This window comes from Avibacterium gallinarum, assembly GCF_002921135.1.
GTDB classification, from domain to species: domain Bacteria; phylum Pseudomonadota; class Gammaproteobacteria; order Enterobacterales; family Pasteurellaceae; genus Avibacterium; species Avibacterium gallinarum.
The window spans coordinates 50,665-71,222 of record NZ_PQVJ01000015.1 but is presented as its reverse complement, the minus strand read 5'-3'; the positions used below and the strand labels follow the sequence as shown (position 1 = coordinate 71,222).

The following is a 20,558-nucleotide window of genomic DNA, read 5'->3' as shown; positions in this document are numbered from 1 at the left end:
ATGTTATTCCATTAAAAGTGCCACACCGCTACAGCAGGTTTCTTCGGCAACTTTAAGCTGGAACGCGATTCGCCGCTTTTCAGGCTGCCAACTAAGCGTGAGTTCAAATTCATCATTTGGACGTAAAAAATGCTGGAACTTCAAACGATCAATGCTCGAAAAATTAAGATCCCTACCTAAAAAATCCTGCATTTTTTCGCTGATCCATTGTAACTCAATCACACCCGGCACTAAGGGAAATTCAGCAAAATGATCTTTTAAGAAACGCAATTCCAACGGCACTTTGCCTTTGATCACATATTGATTGCCATCACGCTCAGGCCTAGACCAAATAGGATCAAGCACGCTTTCCAAACAAACCTGATTAAAGGCTAATTTATTAATTTTCGATTGACTATTGCGCGGCAATTTATCAGTAAAACGCCAAAAACGTGGAATGGCGGATTTATCTTGATTTGCAGCGACAGCTTGTTTCAGTTCGGCAATTAATGCACGGCGACCTTGCTCACGGAAAGCATTAATGCCTGCTTCCGTTAATCCCACCCACGCCGCTAAACGATTTTGCTCGGGGTGGCGTGCGATATAACAATCTTCCACAAAAGGATGTTGTAATAACTGGCGTTCAATGCTCACTAAAGATGTGCGCTTATCACCAATTTTCACAATGCGATCACAACGTCCAAGTAAACGAAAGCCTGACTCTTCAAATTCCACTACATCTGCGGTTTGCTCGCGTCCTGAAATCCAGTCTGCTTCAATCCATAAGGCATCTTGTTCATCTTGCCCAAGCTGGCTATTTGGCAATCTTTTCCAAAGATGAATATCATCACGAATTGCAATTGGGCCTGTTTCCGTGCTGCCATAAATTTCTACCACAGGGGCGTGAGTTGCTGCACGGATTTGAGTTGAAACATCTTCAGCCAATGCACCACCTGAAGAAACAATACCACGCAGACTTTTTGGCATTGCCATTGTGTCCCAAGCAATACTTGATAACATCGCAGGGCTACTCACCAACACGGCATTTTCTGATTGGTTAAGCGCTGATTTGATACACTCAGGATAAAACAATTGCTTACGCCCAATTTGCCAGCCAAGCGCTAACGACATCATAATATGCACGGTTAAGCCATAAACGTGCTGAATGCTCACCGTGCTAATGGCACGCCATTGATTATCCGCTGGGAAAGGCAGAGCCTCTGCCAACACTTGTGCACTTCGCCACATTTGCTGAGCGGTTTTCACAATGGTTTTTGCTTCCCCTGTGCTACCTGACGTTTTCAGCCAAATTTCTGTTTGTGCGTTACGATCAAAGTGCGGTGCAAAATTTTCTTGTTTTTGTACCTGCTGATCGCCACCAAAATCCTTAAACGCCATATAAGGTGAGAGTTCAGCGTCATTATCACACAACCAGAACTGAGCGTGCTGCGCAACCCATTCACGGCTTTCTTGGGTTAAATTGGGTGGAAAAAGCACGCGTACATCAGCCTCCCAAGCAGCAAGCAAGGTGCAGGCAAGGTTTGCGCCGTCTTCCAACCAAACCGCAATGGATTTCACCTTTTGCTGTTTGAACGCTTGCGCCATTTGTAGGGCTTTGTAAGCAAAATCGCTATAGCGCCAATCGGGCTGCGTGGCGATAAGACTATGTTCCGTGTAATTAGGCATTCTGAGAGTCGTCTGTGGCTTGTTGGGCTTCTTGGCTCATTTTTAACACTGCTTGCACCACATCATTTACCGTACGCACATTGCGGAAATCTTCAGGTTTCACTTTGTATCCTGTGTTGCGTTTGATGTAGTCAATTAAATCAATGGCGTCAATGCTATCAATTTCTAGATCTTCATAAAGATTCGTTTCTGGTGTGACTTTATTGGGATCAATTTCAAATAAAGATACCAAGGCTTCAGAAAGCAAATCTTGGATTTGTTGTTCTGTCATCATCGTCATTAACCTTGTTGTGAGCGAATAAAGGCGGCTAAAGTATTGACATTAGTGAAGTGATCGCGCAATGCGTGCTGTTCACTATCTAATTGTAAATTAAAGGCTTTTTGTACTGCTAAACCGAGTTCTAACGCATCAACAGAATCTAGCCCTAAGCCCTCATCGCTAAACAGCAATGTATCGTTTTCAATATCTTCTGGGCTAATGTCTTCCAATGCTAAACTTTCGATAATGATATTTTTAAGTTGTTGTTCTAATTCCATTTTATTTATCCTTTTTGTTGAGTTTGAGAATTAAAATAATCGTTTAAATATTGTGTTAAGCGACGTGCTGCCAACGGTAAGGGTTTTTCAGCAAGCCAAGTTTGTGGGTCAATGTCCTCTCCCACAGAGAGCTCATAAGTAATGCGGCTTTTAGGTAATTGATACCAAGGTTGCCCTTTTTTGAAATTCAGCGGATGCATTTTGATCACCACAGGAGTAATCACTTTTGAGCTACGCAAACCAATAGATACCGCACCACGGTTAAGTTTCACCACACCGTCCCAACCTGTTCTAGTTCCCTCAGGGAAAAGCAAAATTGCCTGTTCTTTCAGCACGTTATCGCATTGTTCTAACAGCTCAAGGGATTCTGTGTTCGGCAAAAATCCACAAGCCAAAATTTGATTTCGCATTGTCGGATTATGCAATAAATCTTGTTTCACAATGCAATTTAGTTCTGGCGTTTTCGCTAAGGTCAGCACCACATCAAGCAAAGAGGGGTGATTGGCGATAACTAATTGCCCAGCTCGCCCTAATTTTTCAAAACCTTGATATTTGACTTCTAGCACGCCACTCCAAACAGTAAAACGCACAAAATAATGCCAAATTTTTCCAACAAAGCGGCGTACTTTTAATTGCGTAGCTAAGTTTTGTGGGCGACGTGCATAAGGGTATAACACCAGTTGCAATAATGTTCCTACCACGCCCCAAAAAGCAAACCCTATGGCAGTGGCAAGAAAACGACGTAGCCAATCTAATTTTTCTGCCATAACCAAATATCTCCACGCGAGCTTGGGGTTTGCCACTGAGATTGGTCTAAATATTGTTGCTGCACCCAAAATAATGCATTATCGCTACATTTTTCTGCAAGATTGCCACGTTCTTCAGCACAATGTAAGCTAAGTTGATATTGGTTGCCTTTTTCTACTACTAAGGCTAACGCATAACCAAAAGGCTGGCGCACCACAGGTTCGGCATTATATTGTTCTGCCAATGGGGATTCAGCTACCACCACAAGCACGCGTTCTTGCCCTTCTTGCAACAATAAATAAGCCTCGAGCAATGCCACTTCCAAATTATCTTGTTGCGCCATAATTGCCGTGGTTTCTGCTTTGACTTGGCGCATTTCTGACCATTGCCCCACCAGTGCATTATGCACAGATAAATTGAATGAAGTCGGCGAAACATCACCCTCTGTTAAAAGGCTATGCCAAAGGGCAAAATTACGATTGATTTCACTATTGGCAGAAGCATAAACCACAGGGATATTAGGCTGTTCTTCCATAAGATCCCACGCGGCTTCAAAAAATAAGCGAGCCAGCTCACTTAAACGTCGCCGTTTTAAAGGGGGAAGAAAGGCTAACTTAGGCGCAAAAGGCTGCCATAAATGGCTATTCTTCGCCCAATGAGCTTCGCCTAATTGCCAATCTTGGCGAGAAAGTTCACGGTTAGTAATCACTTTCCATCCACGCAAGGAAAAATTAAACTGACAAATTTCGGTGTTCATTGATTATTATTGAAATAATTCGTTAATCATTAAATCTGTTTGGCCTTGCAAGCCCACTTCTTTTACACGCTCTGCTTCATCGCCACGTCTTTTGTATGTGATAGAGCCAAGCACTTGCTTATCTTGCACAACAGTTAAACGCGCACGGGCAATAATGGTGCGATTACCGCGAACACCTGCTTTCAAAATTGATGTACAGCCTGCTAATTCACGCGATTTAACAAAATTCGCCTTAATGCCACGTTTTTTTAGGCTCGCTAAAATCGCATCAGCAAAATCCTCAGGGGCTTTTCGTAAATCAGTGGTAACACATAATGGCTGTTTAAGACTGCTTAATTGCACAGGTTGTGAATCACTAATACCAGCGGCGCAGCCCGCTAAAGTCGCGGCACATAAACAAATGGAAAATAATTTTTTCATTATCAAAACCTAATTAGTTATTAATAAAAAATATTGTGGAAGTTTACCTTAATTTACGTTAAATTACCAAGCGGAAAAGCAACCGTTTACGATAGAATAATCACCTAATCTCACGCATTTTATTAATGCTCACAAAAAAGGAAAAACTATGAAACATTCAGGAAAACTTGCTATTGCTTTAACAGCCCTTTTACTCGCAGCTTGCGCCCCTAGAGATACCACCCATTATTACTCCATTCAGGAAGCATTAAATTCCCCTGAAGCAAAAGAAGTGTTAGATCCAAAAATTAAACTTTATTTCGGCAAACCTGCGCCGGGTAAAGTTGTCAAAGCGGGGTTAGTGAGTAATCGTAAAACCAATGCGGCAAATAAGAGCGATGAAAAATCTTGTCAATGGGCGTTCCTAACTGTAGTGAAACAATTCCAAGATACCGCAAAAAAACAAGGTGCAACCAAAGTGGGCAACCTTATTAGCTTCTATAAGAAAAATCCTTATCGCAGCACAACACAATACGAATGCCACGCTGGTAATTTAATGAGTGGCGTTGCCTTAAAAGGCGATATTGTTCGCTAATTCATTTCTTTAAGTGCGGTCGAAAATTTGGAAATTTTACACCGCACTTAACATTTTAGCTGGCTTGACAATCAGATTATCAAATTTATAATTTCGCGCCGAATTTTATTGGCACACATTTTTTAGCATTTAACTTTATGGACACGCATTCACCTAAACATATCCTTGTGGTTTCTTATTCACAAACAGGGCAACTTTCTCGTTTAGTAGAAAATTTTCTACAACCGCTACGTTCACAACAAGAAATCACCATTGAAGAATATCAGGTAAAGCCGCTGCAAGATTATGCCTTTCCGTGGAAATTCACCCCGTTTTTTAATACCTTTCCTGAAAGTGTTCACTTGCAACCTGCGCCAATTCAGCCACCGCAATTACAGCGTGCTCACTATGATTTAGTGATTATCGCTTATAGCGTTTGGTTTCTTTCCCCCTCCCAACCCATTACTGCGTTCTTACAAAGTGAGCAAGGCAAACAAGTCTTGCACAACACACCTGTGATCACCTTGATCGGCTGTCGTAATATGTGGTTAATGGCGCAAGAAAAAGTCAAAGCCTTGTTAAATCAAGCTGGAGCAACGCTGGTTGGTAATATTGTTAAAACCGATCAATCTAATGCGTGGGCAAGTTTTATCACCACGCCATTATGGCTGTTTACAGGTAAAAAGCGTCCTTATGAATGCTTACCTAGCGCGGGCATTAGTGAAGAAAATATTACCGATATGCAGCGATTTGGTCGAGAACTTGCAGAAAAGTTAGCAGAAAACGCCTCGCTCGATCAACCGCTATTTCAACATATGGGGGCGGTGCAAATTGATGAGAAACTGATGATGAGTGAAAAAGTGGGGCACCGCAGCTTTTATTTGTGGGGAAAATTATTACTCAAGTGCGGTCAAATTTCGCCACGTTTACGCCAAGCGGTGCTGTATGTTTATATTGCTTTTTTAGTCTTATTAATTATTACCGTTGTGCCAATTTCCGCCCTAATTAAACGTTTACTAAAACCTTTATTAAAAGAAAAACTTGAACGCCAAAAACGCTATTTTGCTGCACCATCTGGAGAATAATGATGTCGCAACTTTCTGAGGTTTATATTAATTCTGTGGCAAGTTTTTTGCCAAATGATCCCATTAGCAATGATCAAATGGAAGCCGTGTTGGGAATGGTCGGCGATGTGCCTTCCCGTGTCCGTAATATAATTTTACGTTCTAATGCTATTCGCACGCGCTATTACGCCCTTGATCCGAGAACACGGCAAACTACGCACAGCAGCACAGAACTTGCAGTCTGTGCCATTGAAAAATTAGTGGAACAGGGCTTTGATATACAGCAGCTTGACTGTTTAGCCTGCGGCACCTCTTACCCTGATCAAATTATGCCGGGGCAAGGGGTGATGGTACACGGCTTAATTCCCAATGCGCCAGCTTGCGAAGTACTAACCACCGCAGGGGTTTGCGTGGCAGGAATGGCGGCGATGAAACACGCTTATAATGCCATTCGCACAGGAGAACATCAAAATGCCATCGCAGTGGCTTCAGAAGCGGCTTCCGCGGTGATGCGTAGCGAAAATTTTCGCCCTGAAATAAATCAAAAACAACTGGATAATGCGAAACCGGAAATTGGCTTTGAAAAAGATTTTTTACGCTGGATGCTTTCAGACGGTGCCGGAGCAGCCCAACTCAGCCATCGTCCTAATCCAACGGGCATTAGCTTTAAAATTCATTGGATTGATCTCATCTCCTACGCCAATGAAATGCCTGTTTGTATGTATGCAGGGGCAGAAATCGACAATGGCAAGTTTATTAGCTGGAAAGCGGTGGATAACGAACACCGCGACAAATACAGCCTAATGGCAATTAAACAAGATGTAAAATTGCTCAATGAAAATATCGTTAGTTACACGGTGGAAAAAGCCTTATCGCGTTTAATCGACAAATATCAGCTCAGCGCTGAAAAAATTGATTATTTTCTACCGCACTATTCTTCAGGCTTTTTCCGTAACAAATTATCGGAAGGGTTACAGCGCATTCAGTTTGATATTCCGCAAGAAAAATGGTTTACCAACCTTGCCGAAAAAGGAAACACAGGCTCCGCTTCCATTTACATTATTTTAGAAGAGTTTATGCGCACCTTCCCACTCAAAAATGGGCAGAAAGTGCTGTGCTATATTCCAGAGAGCGGTCGTTTTTCTTCGTGTTTTATGCTGCTTGAGGTCGTGAATGGAGCTGAATGAAATTCCCCAAGATGATAGCCGCATTTTTCGCGGACAAAAAAAGATCATCTATGCCACGCAAAATGGGCATTACCAGCCTAGCACTAGCACAGGCTGGCAAACGGAAGAATTTGCTACCCACCAAGCCGTTGATGCCTTAAATGAACTGACTGAACAGGCATTGCAGGCGGTTAAAAAAGGGGAAAAGTCCGTGCTATATTATTTAATGTATAAATACCGTTTTGATGAACAATCCCTCGCCCAAGCCACCGGCTTTTGGCAATGGCAAATAAAACGGCATTTTAGACCAGAGATTTGGGAAAAACTTTCTCAGAAGAAGTTAGAGAAATATGCTAGGGTGTTTGGGGCTGAAATAGAATGTTTTATATTAGTTAAGTAATATTTCATCTACTGAGGTAATGTATATGCTTAGAGAAATTCATAATTTTGAGTTATATCGCTATCAAATCATTCCAATTGAACGTAAACAATTAGATCTATTTAATATCTCAGAAAAGAGTATCGACGAGTTATTGGAAAATAAGAATGCATATTTTATAGAGGCTTTTAATAATCTTTGTAGTAATTCATATTTAGATGAAATAGAAGGACTCAAGAAGATCCTGTTCAAAAAAATTTATCCTAAGACAGAATTAGATAAAAGTGATGTTTATATTTACTTAATGGCTAGACCTAAGTCTATAACAATGGAAACAAATGAGTTTACAACTCAAGAACTAGAAAACTAGCCTAAAGTTTATGTGATTGTATTAAATCAGCCTGATGAGCAAATTATCGCAATAGAAAAAAGAACAACTGCATTTCCAAAAACCCAAAATGCAATAAGTAAATTAAGTGAAAGATTAAATAAAATTTTAGAGATTAATAACCTAAGTGTTCATATTAATCCTATATATGATAAAAAAGTATTTTGGGAATTCATCCAGGGGAAATCGATAAAGAAACTTGAGTTTAATCTTATTACCCCAAATATGTCTAATATTTCGAAGACATTAAATGATGACTTAAAAAACTTAGCAAAAACATCCAATACAGCAAGAACAGATTTAAGGCTGAACGCTGCTGAAAATACAAGTTTAATTATAGATAAAGATAATCAACTTATTAATGATCTTGTTGAATATAGTCGTCAAGGCGGCGGCAGTATTAGAGTACAATGTAAAGGCGCAAGAAGACTAACTGATTTAAATACTAAAATATCTTTTTTTAGTTGTGACTATATGGAGGTAATTGGACCTCCGGAAAATATAAAGAAAACTATATTATCCATAATTGAAGGTGAAAATAATGGAGATATTTAAAATATTTTGTATTGCATTTTTCTTTGGGGTAGCATTCTATTTATTTGAATATTTGATTGGCGTAGATTTTACGAGAGTATTTTTTCAAGCTAATTTAATTAGCATCCTAACAACATTGTTAGCTATTAATATAGCTGTATTATCAATAATTTTAACTAGGATGTCAGTGCACGATCCTAGTATGAAATGCTTTGCCAATTCTAAGAAAGAAATTTGGAAGTCTATAAATGAGCAAGTGGTTTTAATAGCTGCTGCATTAATATTATCTATATGCTCTTCAAAGATAGATAATTTAGTATGTATAGGATTAACTAAATCTACAGAATTAGCTAAGCATATTATAAGTATCTTATTTATAACTGTATTTTGTTACGCAATAACCATCTTGCGTGATACGGCAAAAGCGCTGATTGATATTCATTAAAAACTGCTAAATATGGAAGAAAACCGTATTATAATCTAGATAACCGAGGAGAATTAGGTTCTCAACTTTGGCTCAATCAGTTGGAAATTGCACAGCTTTGTCAAACCACTAAACAGAATATCAGCAAGTATATTAAAGTCGTTTTGATAAAAGTGAATTTGATGAAAATTCAACCGTCAACTTTTAATTGACAGTTCAAAAAGAAACAACTCAATTTTCAAAAAAATTAAAAAATGAATCACGATTTTGAACACCAACACACCGCCCATTGCGAAAGTGGGGTGATGTCCACTTTACTCAAATCGCAAGGCGTTGATTTCAACGAAGCAATGGTATTTGGCTTGGCTTCCGCATTGACCTTTGTTTATATTCCACAAATTAAAATTGGCGGAATGCCGTTAATTTCTTATCGAATGCCGCCGGGGTCAATTCTTAAAAAAGTGTCAAAAATATTAAAAGGGAAACTTGCGTTAAAACGTTTTCGTTCGGCGCAACAAGGGCAACAGGCTTTAGATAACGCCTTGGTGCAAGGAAAGCTGGTGGGGTTACAAACTTCGGTGTTTTGGTTGCCTTATTTTCCGCCCGAAATGCGTTTTCATTTTAATGCACATAACTTATTAGTTTATGGCAAACAGGAGAACGAATATTTAATTAGCGATCCTGTGTTTGAGCAGGTGCAACGCTGTTCTGTACAGGATTTAGAACGTGCGCGTTTTGCCAAAGGGGCGTTAGCAGCGAAAGGGTTGATGTATTATTGGAAAACTTCGCCAAATTTGACCGCACTTGATTTACCCACAATTTTACGCAAAGCCATTCGCAAAAACGCCAAACAAATGCTCGCACCACTTTGGTTTGTTGGCGTGCGTGGAATGTGCTCTCTTGCAAAGCAAATTGAAAAATTTGCTCATAGCAAACAAAGTGAAAAATACAAGAAATTATTTCTCGGTCATATCGTGCGAATGCAAGAAGAAATTGGCACAGGTGGTGCAGGCTTTCGTTATATTTATGCCTATTTCCTAGAGCAAGCGGCAGAGATCTGCCAAGAGTCAAAATTCAAACAAGCCTCACAACAAATGACCGAAATCGGTGATCAATGGCGACAATTTGCCAGCCTTTGTGTGAGGCAGTGTCGCGAGCCGACTACAGGGGGATATCTTGATGTAGCAAAATCTCTTTGTGAAATTGCGGAGAAAGAAAAGTTTTTATGGAAGCAACTAATATTATCGAATTTATAGCTTTATAATATAAATATACTAAGGAGGAGAGCTAAATGAAAATATCAGACTTTATTTTTGATTTTCAAAGTAATATTAAGAATGCGAATAATGGATTTTGTAGAGTAAGAATATTTTCCGCAAAGGATGGAGTTATAGTTATTCTCACTGAGCTAGATAATAATGATGGAATGTCAATAACTAATTGTATTGAGGATATCGTAAGAGGCTTGTATGAAGAAGGGTTTATTCTTGACTCATCAGCAAAATTTATTGAGCATTATGAAGAATATAACAGTTATAGTTATACTCCATTTAGTTTTAATTCAGTAACTTTTGAAAATAATATTACTAGCCCTGAATGGGAAAGAATATCATTGCAAAAATTAATTGACATGATAGGAATTTCTTATAAAGATGATTTAATCACTAACAGCCTTAAAAACAGAAAGATTTTTGAAAAAACACAAGAGTTGATTTCCCAACACAAAAATTTCTCATTTAGTAAATATCATAAAAACCCTGATTACACTCGTAGATTTCTTGATATTGAAAATAAAAAGAAAACAAAGGCGGCATTAAAAAATATTATAGAAAATGGAGGTAAAGAAAGAAAAGATTTATTACCTTTTTTACGTTCAGACTTATCATTACTTGGTGAAATGTATTCTCACATTGAGGATGAATATATTGTTATACCCGAATTCCCTTTAGGGAGCGGATTTATTGATTTTGTTGTTTTTGCAGGAAGATCGCGAATGGATGTTATTTTTATAGAAATAAAAGGAGCTAATTTTAATCTTATTAATTCAACTGGATATAAAGACTTTCACAGTGATATTCATAAAGCAGCTAAACAGCTTAGAGATCGAATAGATATATCCGTTTACCATGATTATGATAACTTTCGAAAAGAGTGTCATTCTATACGAGAAAAGATTGAAAATAATAAATATTCACCTCATCATCTATTAAGCCCTAAAGGAAAATTGCTAGTAGATCCAAATAAAGATATTTGCTTAAAAACCGTAATTATAGGGGGAAGAAGTCAAAATGATTATGATGAAAGTCGAGAAAGACACAAGTTCGAAAGAGATCATGCAATTCCGATTGAATTAGACTCGTGGGATTCTTGGCTTAATCGGGTAATAAGAGATTAGAATAATGATTAAAATTCAAAACATTACTCACATTTACACTAATTCAACATCTTCCGCTTTGCGAGAGGTAGAGCTATTTATCAAACAAGGCTCTGCCATCGGTTTGCTTGGTCCTAATGGCGCGGGGAAAACAACATTGATGTCTTTGCTTTGTGGGTTGCAAGCGGTGCAGCAGGGGCAGATTTATTTTGAAGGCGTGCCGTTTCACAAGTTAAGCAAAAAGCAGCGTCATCAAATTTCTTTAGTGCCACAGGATTTTGCGTTTTATCCTTTATTAACGGTATGGGAAAATTTAAAATTTTTCGCCGCACTTTATCATATCAACGATAAAAACTGGCTCACTGAATTATTGGAAAAAGTGGGGCTAACTTCTTATAAATCAAGATTGGCAAAGCATTTATCAGGCGGATTAAAACGCCGTTTAAATTTCGCCATTGGTTTAATTAATCGCCCTAAAGTCATTTTTTTAGATGAAATTACGGTTGGCATTGATCCCCAATCTCGCCAATTTATTTTAAATTCCGTGGCGGAATTAACTCAGCAAGGCATCACGGTGATTTACACCTCGCATTATCTGCAAGAAATCGAACAATTATGCGATAAATTAGTTTTATTAAATGAAGGAAAATTGATTTATCAAGGTGAAATAAAAGGCATTCTTGCAGAAGGGCAGAGCCTTGAGCATTTTTATTTGGATTTTTTACAACAGGCGGGAAAATAATGCTAATTGCTGCGATGTTTAAAGAATTACGCCTATTAAGCCGTGATCTGCACGGTGTAGCAGTATTATTTATTATGCCGATTTTATTTATGTTGATTATGTCCGCAGCGTTAAGCAGTGAAAAGGAATTAGGTAATCGTGGCGAAATTTTGCTACTAGGCACGCCAAATGATCCCCTCAATGACGGATTTTTTAGTGCACTACAACAAGAGGAATTGCTCGTAAAACAAGGGGATATTGCGCAATTAGCGGCTTATCAGCAAGATTTGCAGCAAGAAAAATTTGCTTTGATTGTGGTTAATCCAAATCAAGATAAAAATGCCCTAAAAGAAGAACAGCCTTTGCAACTTTGGCTTAACCCTAGTGTGGATCGTGCGTGGTTGCTTGGGGTGAAAGGTATCTTGCAGAAACATTATAGCCAGCAGCGGCTTGAGCGTTATTCGAAAGATAATCACATTGTGTTGAAAAATAATCAACGCAATCCGATGAAACAAATTCAGCAAGAAGTTAATCAAGCGTTGAATAAAAAATTCAATGAAATCAATACCTATTTGGCACAAGAGCGTTGGCAGGAAATTTATCTTAACCGTCAAGGGGAAACGGTTAATCAGCCTAATGCGGTACAACATAGCGTGCCTGCGTGGTTAATTTTTGGTATGTTTTTTATTATGATCCCCCTTTCTAACGTAATGGCGATGGAGCGACAAACCAACACGCTCACTCGTCTGCGTTTGGCAAGAGCCTCAAGTTTGCAACTGATTTTGGCAAAATTAGTGCCGTATTTTTTTATCAATCAATGCCAATTTATTGGAATGATCGCCCTAGGCTATTGGGTGCTACCAATGCTTGCTATGCCCGCTTTTAGCTTAAATGGTGAGTGGTGGCATTATGCGGTGCTGTCAGCTGCGGTAAGTCTTTCTGCGTTAGGTTACGGCTTATTCATTAGTGTGATTGCACGCACCACAGAACAAGCCGTGGTGCTAGGTGGTGGTGGCATTATCATTATGGCGGCCATTGGTGGCATTATGGTGCCAACTTATGTAATGCCTGAGATTATGCAAAAAATCGCCCAATTTTCACCAATGGGGTGGGCATTAACGGCATTTCAGCAGCTATTATTAAATCAGGCTACATTAATGCAAATTCAGCCTGAACTTTGGCTTTTAACGGGGTTTGGTGCAGCAATGCTATTGATTGCTGTGCTGGTTTACGCCCATCAACTCAAAACACAAGCGAGATTTTAATGAGCTACATTTTTACTCTCAGCCAACCTGAGTTAGAACAACAATTGAAAAACTTGATCGTGCAAGAAAGCGATAAAATGGACATCGATCCCAGCACAATTAGCGATGATGAGCCGTTATTTGGTGAACAAAGCCGTATCCAGTTAGATTCTTTAGATGCGCTACAAATTGCGGTGGCACTGCAAGCCCATTTTAAAGTGAGATTAAATGGCGATCGAATGGTGCGTAAGCATATGATGAATATTCGTGATTTAGCGAGCTTTATTCGTAACCAATATTCTTAACTATGCAAAAAGTTTATATCACCGCAGTCAGCCAGCAAAATGCACAAACTGCCAAACTCAATCCTTGGCAACAATCTTCAATGCTTGGGCAAACGCAGGATTTGCCCTATTTTCGCGCTTTTGAGCAACCGTTGCTGAATTTCGATCAGCTCTGCACTTATTTAGAACAGCATATTGACAACCTATTAATACAGTGGGGTTGGCGAGCTGATAGATTGCACAATACCCCCATTCTTTTAGGCTCAACGGCGTATTTAATGAGTGATTGCGAATTTCGTTGGCAAAACAATCAACCTTTACCGCAAGAATACAGCCTAGTGGTGATCGCGGAACGACTAAAAGCACGCTATCAAACACAGGTTTTCAGCTTTGCCACGTCTTGCACTTCATCTGCACAGGCAATGGGCTATGCCTATCAAATGATTGCACAAGGACAATGTGAGCGCGCATTGGTGATTGGATTTGAAATGTTTAACCGTTTAACCTTTGAACATTTCAACGCAATGCACTTGCTGGCAGCAGATTTGCCCTATCAGCCTTTTGTACAAAGTAACGGTATTATTTTAGGGGAAGGCATCGCTTGTGTGGCATTGGAAAATCAACCAAATCCAGAGAAAAAGCTAGAAATTTCTGCCATCACCACCATTACGGATCACCATAATCTCACCAATAGCTCCGCAGACGCATTTGCTCAACTGATCGGAAATTGTTTGCATAAGGCAGGATTGCAAGCTCACCAACTGGCTGGCATTAAAGTTCACGCTGTGGGTGGAAACAGCGATGAAATGGAAATGGCATTTTTACAACAGCAATTTTCGACTATTCCTTGCTTGTTAGCAAAGCCTTACCTTGGACATAGTTTAGGCGCAAGTGGGGCAATGGAAACCGCGTGGCTTTGGCAACAATTACAACAAGAGAACGCAGATTGTCTGTTCATCACGCCACAAGGTGTAATAGAAAAGCAAGTGAAACCGCTTCCCACTGGCTATTATTTGAATTACTTTTTAGGTTTTGGTGGCGGCAATATCGCTTGGATTCTTCACTGGCAAGGGAAAGTGTAATTAAAATGAAATCAAATATTTATCTCCAGCACCAAAGCCAATTTATCACACAAGGGCAGAGTGAGGCAGAACTACGACAACAGCTTAAAGCCTTTGGTGTGGACGCTCGCCGTTTAAGCAAATTTACTCAACTCTGCTTGCTTGGTGCATTACCGCTAAAGCCCTATATTACGCCAAACACAGCCATTTACTTGGCTTCCCCCTTTAATTCACCAAGTAAATTCAACAAATTATTCCACCAGTTAATGGAACAAGATTTGCCTAGTCCGTTGGATTTTATGGCAAATCTCAATAACGCAACAGTTTTTCAGCTTGCACAGCTGTTGCAAACTACAGGGAATAGTATTTTCTTGATCACTTCACCAGAAGATAACGCACAGCCATTACAACTGGCGCAAACAGAATTGAAAAACGGCACAACGGAGCAAGTATTGCTAGGCTGGGGATTTGAATCGCCCACTGATACAGAATGGGAAGGAAGCTGCTGGTGGTTGCTCAGCAATGCCGCAGAAGAAAATACGCTAACAACAAGTGCGGTGCAAAATTTGCCAAATTTTTCTACCGCACTTTCTTTTTCCTCCATATCTGCGCAACTCCCTGCTGAGCATTATTTGCAATTTGGGTTAGATATAGGAAATTTATCAGATTAAGGCGATAGGCGATCTTTTTGCCAGTGCTGTTCATCAGTGCGTAAATAGCGAATCCTATCGTGTAAACGGCTTGGGCGACCTTGCCAAAACTCGACCATTTCTGGTAATAGAATATAGCCGCCCCAATGAGGTGGACGCGGCACAGTAAGCGGATATTTAATCGCAAACATTACGGCTTTACTCAGTAAAACAGCTTTACTTGAAAGCACTGCACTTTGTTCGCTCGCCCAAGCGCCAAGTTGGCTTTGATAGGGGCGGCTGGCAAAATATGCATCAGAATCGCAGGTAGGAAGTTGTTCAACTGCTCCTTCAATACGGATTTGGCGCTCTAATTCTGGCCAGAAGAAGGTAAGGGCGGCAAAGGGCTGATGAGTGAGCGCTTGCCCTTTACGGCTGAGGTAGTTAGTAAAGAAAATAAAACCTTGTTCGGTGGTTTGCTTTAATAACACCATTCTGCTGCTTGGTTTGCCATTTTTTTCCACTGTTGCTAAATTCATTGCAGTGGGTTCATTTACCTGTGCTTGTATTGCTTCTTGCAGCCATTGTTCAAACAACGTCATTGGCTCATCAGGGCAATGGGCTTTCGATAAATTCTGTTGGCTATATTCTTGGCGAATATCTTGTAAATTCATCACGCCTCCTTAATTTTTCTTTATTTGTAAATTTTCCCCATCGTTTTGCTGAAGTCTTGTCAAAATCAAAACGAGGATTAAGCCAAACAGGCTAGAGGTGAGGAATGTATAGCTAAAAGCTTGTTGTAGCTGTTCAACACTTTCTCCAAGGGCGTTGCGGTATAAACCTAAAATCACCGAAGAAACCGCAATACCAATACCAATTCCTACTTGCTGAATCACGCTCAGCATTGTTGAACCCGCGCTGGCGTTGTTGTCGGATAAATCGCCGACGGTTAAGGTGTTGATCGCGGTGAAACTGACCGACATACAACCGCCGTATGCCAATAAAATCAGCACCATTTGCCAAATTGGCGTGTGTCGTTGTAGTAAGCTCATTGCAGCAATCACGAAAGTCATCACAATGGCGGTGCTGATCAGCGTTTTCTTATAACCAAAACGAGAAAGAATGCCTCGAATCAGCGGCTTGAACGCCATTGAACTCACGGCAATTGGCACCATTAGCCAGCCTGCCACTTCTGCGCTGTAATGAAATACCACTTGGAGCATTAGCGGTAGCAAAAACGGTACGCCCGAGCCACACAGGCGAATAAATAAATTAGCAATAAAGCCTAAACGAAAAGTGCGAATATGAAACAAAGAAAGGGGCATTAGCGGATTGTGAACGCGTTTGGCATAAAGATAATAGCAAGCCAGAAATGCCATTCCTACCGCTAGCACCACTAACGCAATCCAAGTTGCGGTGAAATGCTCAGCCACCAGATCCAGCCCCAAGGTCAAGCCCACAAGCCCGCCCGCAAACAGCACAAAACCCCATTTATCTAAACGGCTAACCTGCCCTTTCATATTTGGCATATAAACGCCTGCAAGGAAAATCCCTGCCAGACCAATGGGAATATTAATTAAGAAAATCCAATGCCAGGTCATATAAGTTACGATTAAGCCGCCCAACACAGGCCCAAGAATTGGTCCAATAAGGCCTGCCATCGCCATAATATTCCACGCATTTAACAGCTGATTTTTCGGCACGCTACGGATTATCGCAAGGCGCGCAACAGGCATCATTAACGCGCCACCAAGCCCTTGTAAAATCCGAGCAAAAATTAAGTGTGCGAGGGATTGTGATAAGGCGCACGCCACCGATCCCAGCACAAAAACGCCAATGGCAGCACGAAAAACCTTACGCGTACCAAATTTATCCGCCGCCCAACCGCTTAACGGAATAAACAACGCCACCGTCAAAGCATAGCTAATGATCGCCAACTGCATATTCAGCGGCGATTCATTTAGACTGCGCGAAATAGTCGGCAACGCCGTATTCAAAATGGTCGCGTCTAAGGTTTGCATAAAAAAGGCAACGGCAGCAATCCACGCCAAGCCTGTATAATTTTTCGTTTCTGTCATAAAAATTTTGCGATTTTGCACCGCACTTTATTTCATTTGTTGTTGATACCAATGAAAAATAAATGCGGCAATTTGCTCAACCTGATTAATATCCAAATGTGGCACGGCGCAGCCTAAAGGGTAATCTGTGGCGAGCGCAATCACTTTTTCATCAAGCTCAGGCAAGGCTTTCTCCATTGTTTTGCGATGCAATAAAATCTTTGCAATAGGTTCGTGTTTGAAGCCTTCCACCAAAATCAAATCCGTCAGCTGCGGATCAAATTGTGCTGCCAAATAGTCTAAACTCACGGGCTGCGCGGTTTCCGTCATCAATGCCCAACGGTTATCACAAGCCATTACCACTTGGCTCGCGCCTGCTTCTTTCATTCGCCAGCTATCCTTGCCCTCTTTATCCACCTGCGCGTTATGGTGACTATGCTTAATCACCGCCACGCGCAAGCCTAAATCAGCAAGCTGAGGTAAAAGTTTTTCCAGCAAAGTGGTTTTGCCAGTGCCGCTATATCCTGTAATGCCAAGCATTGGGCGCATTTTATGTCCTCTATTTGAAAGTTAATTCAGCAATTAAATTTAACAATGATCTTTTTGTGAAGAATATCACAGATTAATTTATTCAAATACCTAATAATACTCTCAATTTTACAAAATAGGAGGATCTTATGTTTGGATTTTTAAAAGCCTCACCACCTGCCCCGCGTATCACAGATAAAGCCACGATTGATCGGGATTATCGCCGATTACGCTGGCAAGTTTTCTTTGGTGTATTTATTGGTTATGCAGCTTATTACTTAATTCGCAAGAATTTTTCTCTCGCCATTCCACATTTAATTGAAGAATATGGTTACACAAAAGCACAGCTTGGTACTGTATCCTTTGCTCTAGCCATCGCCTACGGTTTTAGTAAATTTATTATGGGAAATGTATCAGATCGCAGTAATCCAAAATATTTCATTACCATTGGTTTGGTTGCCTCAGCAATGGTAAGTATGATTTTTGGTTTAGTGCCGGGCGTGCTTTCTTCACTTTCAGCAATGATCGTGCTTAGTGCCTTAAACGGTTGGTTCCAAGGTATGGGCTATCCGCCGGGTGCAAAAACAATGACCAACTGGTTCTCTACTTCCGAACGGGGAAGCTGGTGGAGTTGGTGGAACGTTTCCCACAACCTTGGTGGCGGATTAATTGGCCCACTGGCTATTTTAGGCTTATATCTTTTTGGTGCGTGGCAAGCGTTATTCTATCTTCCAGCGACAATAGCCATTTTACTCAGTATTTTAATGTTCTTCTTAATGCGTGATACGCCTGAATCGCAAGGCTTACCGCCAATTGAAGAATACAAAGAAGGTAAAGTGCAACAAATTGAATCTGCCCATACTTTAACAGGTAAAGAAATCTTCTTTAAATATATTATCAACAATAAATTCTTATGGGCGATTACGATTGCGAACGTATTCGTTTACTTCATTCGTTACGGTATTATTGACTGGGCGCCAACCTATCTGAAAGAAGTTAAACATTTTACTTTTGATAAACAAAGCTGGGCATATTTCCTTTATGAATACGCAGGAATTTTTGGAATGCTCGCAAGTGGATATTTGAGTGATAAAGTGTTCAAAGGACACCGTGCGCCACCAATGTTAATGTTCCTTACAGGGGTATTAATTGCAATTTTCGTTTATTGGAAAAATCCTGCAGGTAACCCAATGGTGGATAACATCTGCTTAATCGCAATCGGCTTCCTCATTTATGGGCCTGTAATGATGATTGGTTTACAAGCCGCTGATCTTGTGCCACGTGTAGCCACTGGTACAGCAACTGGATTAACAGGCTTGTTCGGTTATTTGTTAGGATCAGCAAGTGCGGGAACCGTGTTAGGTGCAGTGGTTGATAATTTTGGCTGGGACGGCGGTTTCTATATACTCATCGCCTCAAGTATCCTTGCCTTTATTTTTATCTCTTTCACCTTGTTTAGAAAAGTAGAACGTTAATTATTCCGCTATAAAAAACGCCTTATATCACAAAATATAAGGCGTTTTTATTTCGTCTAAAAACAAAGTGCGGTCAAAAATTTTGCTATTTTTTTAAGATACCCTCTTACCGACCTTGTTTTTTCTACCAAAACTTTAATTAATCACCCGCAAAAAAATCGGGCGATAACTTTCTCTTTTCTGCCAAGATTTCGATACAAAATGGACGATCACAAAAGCAAGTGCGGTGCAAAAAACGATAAAAATGCCTTGCCAAAGTTCGGTTTGGAAAACCTGATCAGCGATCAGCGTGGAAAGCAATAAGGTGAGTAACGGGAAAAAATACACCAACAAACTAGACAAAATCAGTGAGCGTTCCATTAAACCGATTTCGATAATTTGCCCTGCTTTGACAGGGGTGATGGTTTCCACTGCAAAAAAATGTGCCGTGCCTGTGCCGTTCAGTTCCGCCAGAGCCGCTGAGCCACAGGCAGACTTTGCCGCGCAGCTCCCACAGGCACTTTGCGATTGGCATTTCACTTGCGCAATGCCAGATTGATAGGAAATAACTACCGCACTTTCTTTCAGCATTTACTTCACCTTAATATCTTGCACGATGCGTTTTGCGGTAGAAATCGGTAGCTGCCCTACAAGGGTGAATTCGTTATCGCCAAAGGTTTCGCTATAAAAGGTTCTGGTGCCATTCCACCAGCCGTTTTTTTCTTCATTTGGCAAAATTGAGCTTGAGCGGTAAAGGGTGAAGGAAAACAATCCATCGCTGTAAAGCTGCGCTTCAATGCGTTCTTCGCCATTGGTTTCCACACTGCGATTAATCAGCTTAAAACCGTTTGGTAACCAGCTTGGCTGCCAGTTAAAGGCTTCCTTGCTTGGCTGGAAAGTGGTTTTGTCATTAATCAGCGCAGGAAAACCCATATGATTAATGGCATTGAGTAAATCATCAAATTGTTCGCTTTGATATAAATTTACCACGCGGAATTGTTCTAACAGGTTATTTTCTCGATCTAACACATCACTGCGTAATAACAAATGGCTTTGTTCGTCAATAAAGACCACATATTGATAGCGAAAATCATCTTTCGGCAAAATGCGAATGGTTTGTACCACGCGATCTGCCACGCGGTTGCGTCCAATATAGGTGAAATCATAATTTTGTTTCAACGCATCAAGATTGCTCCACATAATCGCAGGCAAGCTGTCCACAATATGATTAGCGTTAATCGAGAACGGAGAATAATTCGGTTGGAAATAACTCACCACATTATCACGTTGCACAATTTGTTGCGGCATTCCGTCAAGGGTGAGCAGCTGGGCGTAGGTTTTGCCATTATGATAAATATGGCTATAACGTAGTGAAGCCATATTCGGCGTGGTTTGCACGAAAGCAATTTCATAGTTCAGATGAGAGCCTGCCTGTTGCATTTCGTCTAGCAATTGGCGTGGCTGGACTGCATCAGGTTCTGCCGCCCATAAGGGATTTGCAGAAAATAGCACTAAGGAAAGTGCGGTGATTTTTTTGACCGTTTTTAACATCGTTATTCACACATAGGATAC

Annotated in this window: 26 protein-coding genes; 15 read left to right on the top strand and 11 right to left on the bottom strand. The window is 40.5% G+C overall.

Annotated features, from left to right (window positions below; all coding sequences use genetic code 11):
• Window positions 1-3 precede the first annotated feature (3 nt).
• From C3007_RS06405 to C3007_RS06380, 6 genes are read right to left on the bottom strand one after another with little or no spacing between them, the layout of a single operon-like run.
• The gene (locus C3007_RS06405) at window positions 4-1,665 is read right to left on the bottom strand and encodes an ApeI family dehydratase (protein WP_103853660.1); all 1,662 of its coding nucleotides are present in this window, start codon (window positions 1,663-1,665) and stop codon (window positions 4-6) included.
• Entirely contained in the window at window positions 1,658-1,936 is a 279-nt protein-coding gene (locus C3007_RS06400) for an acyl carrier protein (RefSeq protein ID WP_103853725.1), read from the bottom strand. Before C3007_RS06400 ends, C3007_RS06405 begins: the two co-directional genes overlap by 8 nt.
• An 8-nt stretch (window positions 1,937-1,944) precedes the next feature.
• Window positions 1,945-2,202, bottom strand: coding sequence for a phosphopantetheine-binding protein (locus tag C3007_RS06395; protein WP_103853659.1), 258 nt, complete (start codon window positions 2,200-2,202; stop codon window positions 1,945-1,947).
• 5 nt (window positions 2,203-2,207) lie between these two features.
• Window positions 2,208-2,969 (bottom strand): lysophospholipid acyltransferase family protein, encoded by a 762-nt coding sequence (locus tag C3007_RS06390; RefSeq protein WP_103853658.1) that lies wholly within the window; start codon window positions 2,967-2,969, stop codon window positions 2,208-2,210.
• Window positions 2,954-3,706 (bottom strand): beta-ketoacyl synthase chain length factor, encoded by a 753-nt coding sequence (locus tag C3007_RS06385; RefSeq protein WP_103853657.1) that lies wholly within the window; start codon window positions 3,704-3,706, stop codon window positions 2,954-2,956. Before C3007_RS06385 ends, C3007_RS06390 begins: the two co-directional genes overlap by 16 nt.
• Before the next feature lie 6 nt (window positions 3,707-3,712).
• Window positions 3,713-4,126 carry a putative periplasmic lipoprotein gene (locus C3007_RS06380; RefSeq protein WP_103853656.1) on the bottom strand — a complete coding sequence of 138 codons (414 nt, stop codon included), beginning with the start codon at window positions 4,124-4,126 and terminating at the stop codon, window positions 3,713-3,715.
• A gap of 148 nt (window positions 4,127-4,274) precedes the next feature.
• Between C3007_RS06380 and C3007_RS06375 the strand changes: the two genes are divergently transcribed.
• The 14 genes from C3007_RS06375 (at window position 4,275) to C3007_RS06305 (ending at window position 14,989) form a co-directional block, all read left to right on the top strand.
• A complete protein-coding gene (locus C3007_RS06375; protein ID WP_103853655.1) occupies window positions 4,275-4,700 on the top strand; it encodes an excinuclease ABC subunit A in 426 nt (141 codons plus the stop codon).
• A 137-nt stretch (window positions 4,701-4,837) separates the two neighbouring features.
• Window positions 4,838-5,764: a hypothetical protein gene (locus tag C3007_RS06370; RefSeq protein WP_103853654.1), complete on the top strand. Its 927-nt coding sequence runs from the start codon at window positions 4,838-4,840 to the stop codon at window positions 5,762-5,764.
• 2 nt (window positions 5,765-5,766) lie between these two features.
• Window positions 5,767-6,930 carry a beta-ketoacyl-ACP synthase III gene (locus C3007_RS06365; protein WP_103853653.1) on the top strand — a complete coding sequence of 388 codons (1,164 nt, stop codon included), beginning with the start codon at window positions 5,767-5,769 and terminating at the stop codon, window positions 6,928-6,930.
• Window positions 6,917-7,309, top strand: a complete 393-nt coding sequence (locus C3007_RS06360) for a DarG family dialkylresorcinol biosynthesis protein (RefSeq protein WP_103853652.1) — start codon at window positions 6,917-6,919, stop codon at window positions 7,307-7,309. The genes C3007_RS06365 and C3007_RS06360 overlap by 14 nt, the downstream gene beginning before the upstream one ends.
• A 25-nt stretch (window positions 7,310-7,334) precedes the next feature.
• Complete coding sequence (locus tag C3007_RS06355) at window positions 7,335-7,658, top strand: hypothetical protein (protein WP_103853651.1); 324 nt, start codon at window positions 7,335-7,337, stop codon at window positions 7,656-7,658.
• Between the two features lie 12 nt (window positions 7,659-7,670).
• Entirely contained in the window at window positions 7,671-8,231 is a 561-nt protein-coding gene (locus C3007_RS06350; RefSeq protein ID WP_103853650.1) for a DUF4747 family protein, read from the top strand.
• The gene (locus tag C3007_RS06345; protein ID WP_103853649.1) at window positions 8,218-8,655 is read left to right on the top strand and encodes a hypothetical protein; all 438 of its coding nucleotides are present in this window, start codon (window positions 8,218-8,220) and stop codon (window positions 8,653-8,655) included. The genes C3007_RS06350 and C3007_RS06345 overlap by 14 nt, the downstream gene beginning before the upstream one ends.
• Window positions 8,656-8,888: 233 nt before the next feature.
• A complete protein-coding gene (darH, locus tag C3007_RS06335) occupies window positions 8,889-9,890 on the top strand; it encodes a BtrH-related acyltransferase DarH (RefSeq protein WP_103853648.1) in 1,002 nt (333 codons plus the stop codon).
• Window positions 9,891-9,925: 35 nt separating this feature from the next.
• Complete coding sequence (locus tag C3007_RS06330) at window positions 9,926-11,029, top strand: Shedu anti-phage system protein SduA domain-containing protein (protein ID WP_103853647.1); 1,104 nt, start codon at window positions 9,926-9,928, stop codon at window positions 11,027-11,029.
• Between the two features lie 4 nt (window positions 11,030-11,033).
• Window positions 11,034-11,750, top strand: coding sequence for an ABC transporter ATP-binding protein (locus tag C3007_RS06325; protein ID WP_103853646.1), 717 nt, complete (start codon window positions 11,034-11,036; stop codon window positions 11,748-11,750).
• Window positions 11,750-12,994, top strand: a complete 1,245-nt coding sequence (locus tag C3007_RS06320; RefSeq protein ID WP_103853645.1) for an ABC transporter permease — start codon at window positions 11,750-11,752, stop codon at window positions 12,992-12,994. Before C3007_RS06325 ends, C3007_RS06320 begins: the two co-directional genes overlap by 1 nt.
• Complete coding sequence (locus C3007_RS06315) at window positions 12,994-13,278, top strand: acyl carrier protein (RefSeq protein ID WP_103853644.1); 285 nt, start codon at window positions 12,994-12,996, stop codon at window positions 13,276-13,278. Before C3007_RS06320 ends, C3007_RS06315 begins: the two co-directional genes overlap by 1 nt.
• Window positions 13,279-13,280: 2 nt before the next feature.
• A complete protein-coding gene (locus C3007_RS06310; RefSeq protein WP_103853643.1) occupies window positions 13,281-14,339 on the top strand; it encodes a beta-ketoacyl synthase N-terminal-like domain-containing protein in 1,059 nt (352 codons plus the stop codon).
• A gap of 5 nt (window positions 14,340-14,344) precedes the next feature.
• Window positions 14,345-14,989: a hypothetical protein gene (locus tag C3007_RS06305; protein WP_103853642.1), complete on the top strand. Its 645-nt coding sequence runs from the start codon at window positions 14,345-14,347 to the stop codon at window positions 14,987-14,989.
• Here C3007_RS06305 and pdxH read toward each other — a convergent pair.
• The 3 genes from pdxH to mobB are packed head-to-tail and all read right to left on the bottom strand — an operon-like array spanning window position 14,986 to window position 17,553.
• A complete protein-coding gene (gene pdxH / locus C3007_RS06300) occupies window positions 14,986-15,621 on the bottom strand; it encodes a pyridoxamine 5'-phosphate oxidase (protein ID WP_103853641.1) in 636 nt (211 codons plus the stop codon). The genes C3007_RS06305 and pdxH overlap by 4 nt on opposite strands.
• A 9-nt stretch (window positions 15,622-15,630) precedes the next feature.
• Window positions 15,631-17,025, bottom strand: a complete 1,395-nt coding sequence (locus C3007_RS06295; protein ID WP_103853724.1) for a DHA2 family efflux MFS transporter permease subunit — start codon at window positions 17,023-17,025, stop codon at window positions 15,631-15,633.
• Between the two features lie 27 nt (window positions 17,026-17,052).
• Window positions 17,053-17,553, bottom strand: a complete 501-nt coding sequence (mobB, locus tag C3007_RS06290; RefSeq protein ID WP_103853640.1) for a molybdopterin-guanine dinucleotide biosynthesis protein MobB — start codon at window positions 17,551-17,553, stop codon at window positions 17,053-17,055.
• 128 nt (window positions 17,554-17,681) lie between these two features.
• Between mobB and pgtP the strand changes: the two genes are divergently transcribed.
• Window positions 17,682-19,007, top strand: a complete 1,326-nt coding sequence (gene pgtP, locus C3007_RS06285) for a phosphoglycerate transporter protein PgtP (RefSeq protein ID WP_103853639.1) — start codon at window positions 17,682-17,684, stop codon at window positions 19,005-19,007.
• 135 nt (window positions 19,008-19,142) lie between these two features.
• Here the strand turns inward: pgtP and C3007_RS06280 are convergent, their stop codons facing one another.
• Together C3007_RS06280 and rseB are read right to left on the bottom strand one after the other, a co-directional pair.
• Window positions 19,143-19,577: a SoxR reducing system RseC family protein gene (locus tag C3007_RS06280; protein WP_103853638.1), complete on the bottom strand. Its 435-nt coding sequence runs from the start codon at window positions 19,575-19,577 to the stop codon at window positions 19,143-19,145.
• On the bottom strand, window positions 19,578-20,537 hold the full coding sequence (gene rseB, locus C3007_RS06275; RefSeq protein ID WP_103853637.1) for a sigma-E factor regulatory protein RseB: 960 nt from the start codon (window positions 20,535-20,537) through the stop codon (window positions 19,578-19,580).
• Between the last annotated feature and the right edge of the window lie 21 nt (window positions 20,538-20,558).

What these genes read in the sequence shown, in the direction of transcription:
- C3007_RS06405 (WP_103853660.1), bottom strand. Translation starts at nt 1,665, where the DNA reads ATGCCTAATTACACGGAACATAGTCTTATCGCCACGCAGCCCGATTGG.
- C3007_RS06400 (WP_103853725.1), bottom strand. Translation starts at nt 1,936, where the DNA reads ATGACAGAACAACAAATCCAAGATTTGCTTTCTGAAGCCTTGGTATCT.
- C3007_RS06395 (WP_103853659.1), bottom strand. Translation starts at nt 2,202, where the DNA reads ATGGAATTAGAACAACAACTTAAAAATATCATTATCGAAAGTTTAGCA.
- C3007_RS06390 (WP_103853658.1), bottom strand. Translation starts at nt 2,969, where the DNA reads ATGGCAGAAAAATTAGATTGGCTACGTCGTTTTCTTGCCACTGCCATA.
- C3007_RS06385 (WP_103853657.1), bottom strand. Translation starts at nt 3,706, where the DNA reads ATGAACACCGAAATTTGTCAGTTTAATTTTTCCTTGCGTGGATGGAAA.
- C3007_RS06380 (WP_103853656.1), bottom strand. Translation starts at nt 4,126, where the DNA reads ATGAAAAAATTATTTTCCATTTGTTTATGTGCCGCGACTTTAGCGGGC.
- C3007_RS06375 (WP_103853655.1), top strand. Translation starts at nt 4,275, where the DNA reads ATGAAACATTCAGGAAAACTTGCTATTGCTTTAACAGCCCTTTTACTC.
- C3007_RS06370 (WP_103853654.1), top strand. Translation starts at nt 4,838, where the DNA reads ATGGACACGCATTCACCTAAACATATCCTTGTGGTTTCTTATTCACAA.
- C3007_RS06365 (WP_103853653.1), top strand. Translation starts at nt 5,767, where the DNA reads ATGTCGCAACTTTCTGAGGTTTATATTAATTCTGTGGCAAGTTTTTTG.
- C3007_RS06360 (WP_103853652.1), top strand. Translation starts at nt 6,917, where the DNA reads ATGGAGCTGAATGAAATTCCCCAAGATGATAGCCGCATTTTTCGCGGA.
- C3007_RS06355 (WP_103853651.1), top strand. Translation starts at nt 7,335, where the DNA reads ATGCTTAGAGAAATTCATAATTTTGAGTTATATCGCTATCAAATCATT.
- C3007_RS06345 (WP_103853649.1), top strand. Translation starts at nt 8,218, where the DNA reads ATGGAGATATTTAAAATATTTTGTATTGCATTTTTCTTTGGGGTAGCA.
- darH (WP_103853648.1), top strand. Translation starts at nt 8,889, where the DNA reads ATGAATCACGATTTTGAACACCAACACACCGCCCATTGCGAAAGTGGG.
- C3007_RS06330 (WP_103853647.1), top strand. Translation starts at nt 9,926, where the DNA reads ATGAAAATATCAGACTTTATTTTTGATTTTCAAAGTAATATTAAGAAT.
- C3007_RS06325 (WP_103853646.1), top strand. Translation starts at nt 11,034, where the DNA reads ATGATTAAAATTCAAAACATTACTCACATTTACACTAATTCAACATCT.
- C3007_RS06320 (WP_103853645.1), top strand. Translation starts at nt 11,750, where the DNA reads ATGCTAATTGCTGCGATGTTTAAAGAATTACGCCTATTAAGCCGTGAT.
- C3007_RS06315 (WP_103853644.1), top strand. Translation starts at nt 12,994, where the DNA reads ATGAGCTACATTTTTACTCTCAGCCAACCTGAGTTAGAACAACAATTG.
- C3007_RS06310 (WP_103853643.1), top strand. Translation starts at nt 13,281, where the DNA reads ATGCAAAAAGTTTATATCACCGCAGTCAGCCAGCAAAATGCACAAACT.
- C3007_RS06305 (WP_103853642.1), top strand. Translation starts at nt 14,345, where the DNA reads ATGAAATCAAATATTTATCTCCAGCACCAAAGCCAATTTATCACACAA.
- pdxH (WP_103853641.1), bottom strand. Translation starts at nt 15,621, where the DNA reads ATGAATTTACAAGATATTCGCCAAGAATATAGCCAACAGAATTTATCG.
- C3007_RS06295 (WP_103853724.1), bottom strand. Translation starts at nt 17,025, where the DNA reads ATGACAGAAACGAAAAATTATACAGGCTTGGCGTGGATTGCTGCCGTT.
- mobB (WP_103853640.1), bottom strand. Translation starts at nt 17,553, where the DNA reads ATGCGCCCAATGCTTGGCATTACAGGATATAGCGGCACTGGCAAAACC.
- pgtP (WP_103853639.1), top strand. Translation starts at nt 17,682, where the DNA reads ATGTTTGGATTTTTAAAAGCCTCACCACCTGCCCCGCGTATCACAGAT.
- C3007_RS06280 (WP_103853638.1), bottom strand. Translation starts at nt 19,577, where the DNA reads ATGCTGAAAGAAAGTGCGGTAGTTATTTCCTATCAATCTGGCATTGCG.
- rseB (WP_103853637.1), bottom strand. Translation starts at nt 20,537, where the DNA reads ATGTTAAAAACGGTCAAAAAAATCACCGCACTTTCCTTAGTGCTATTT.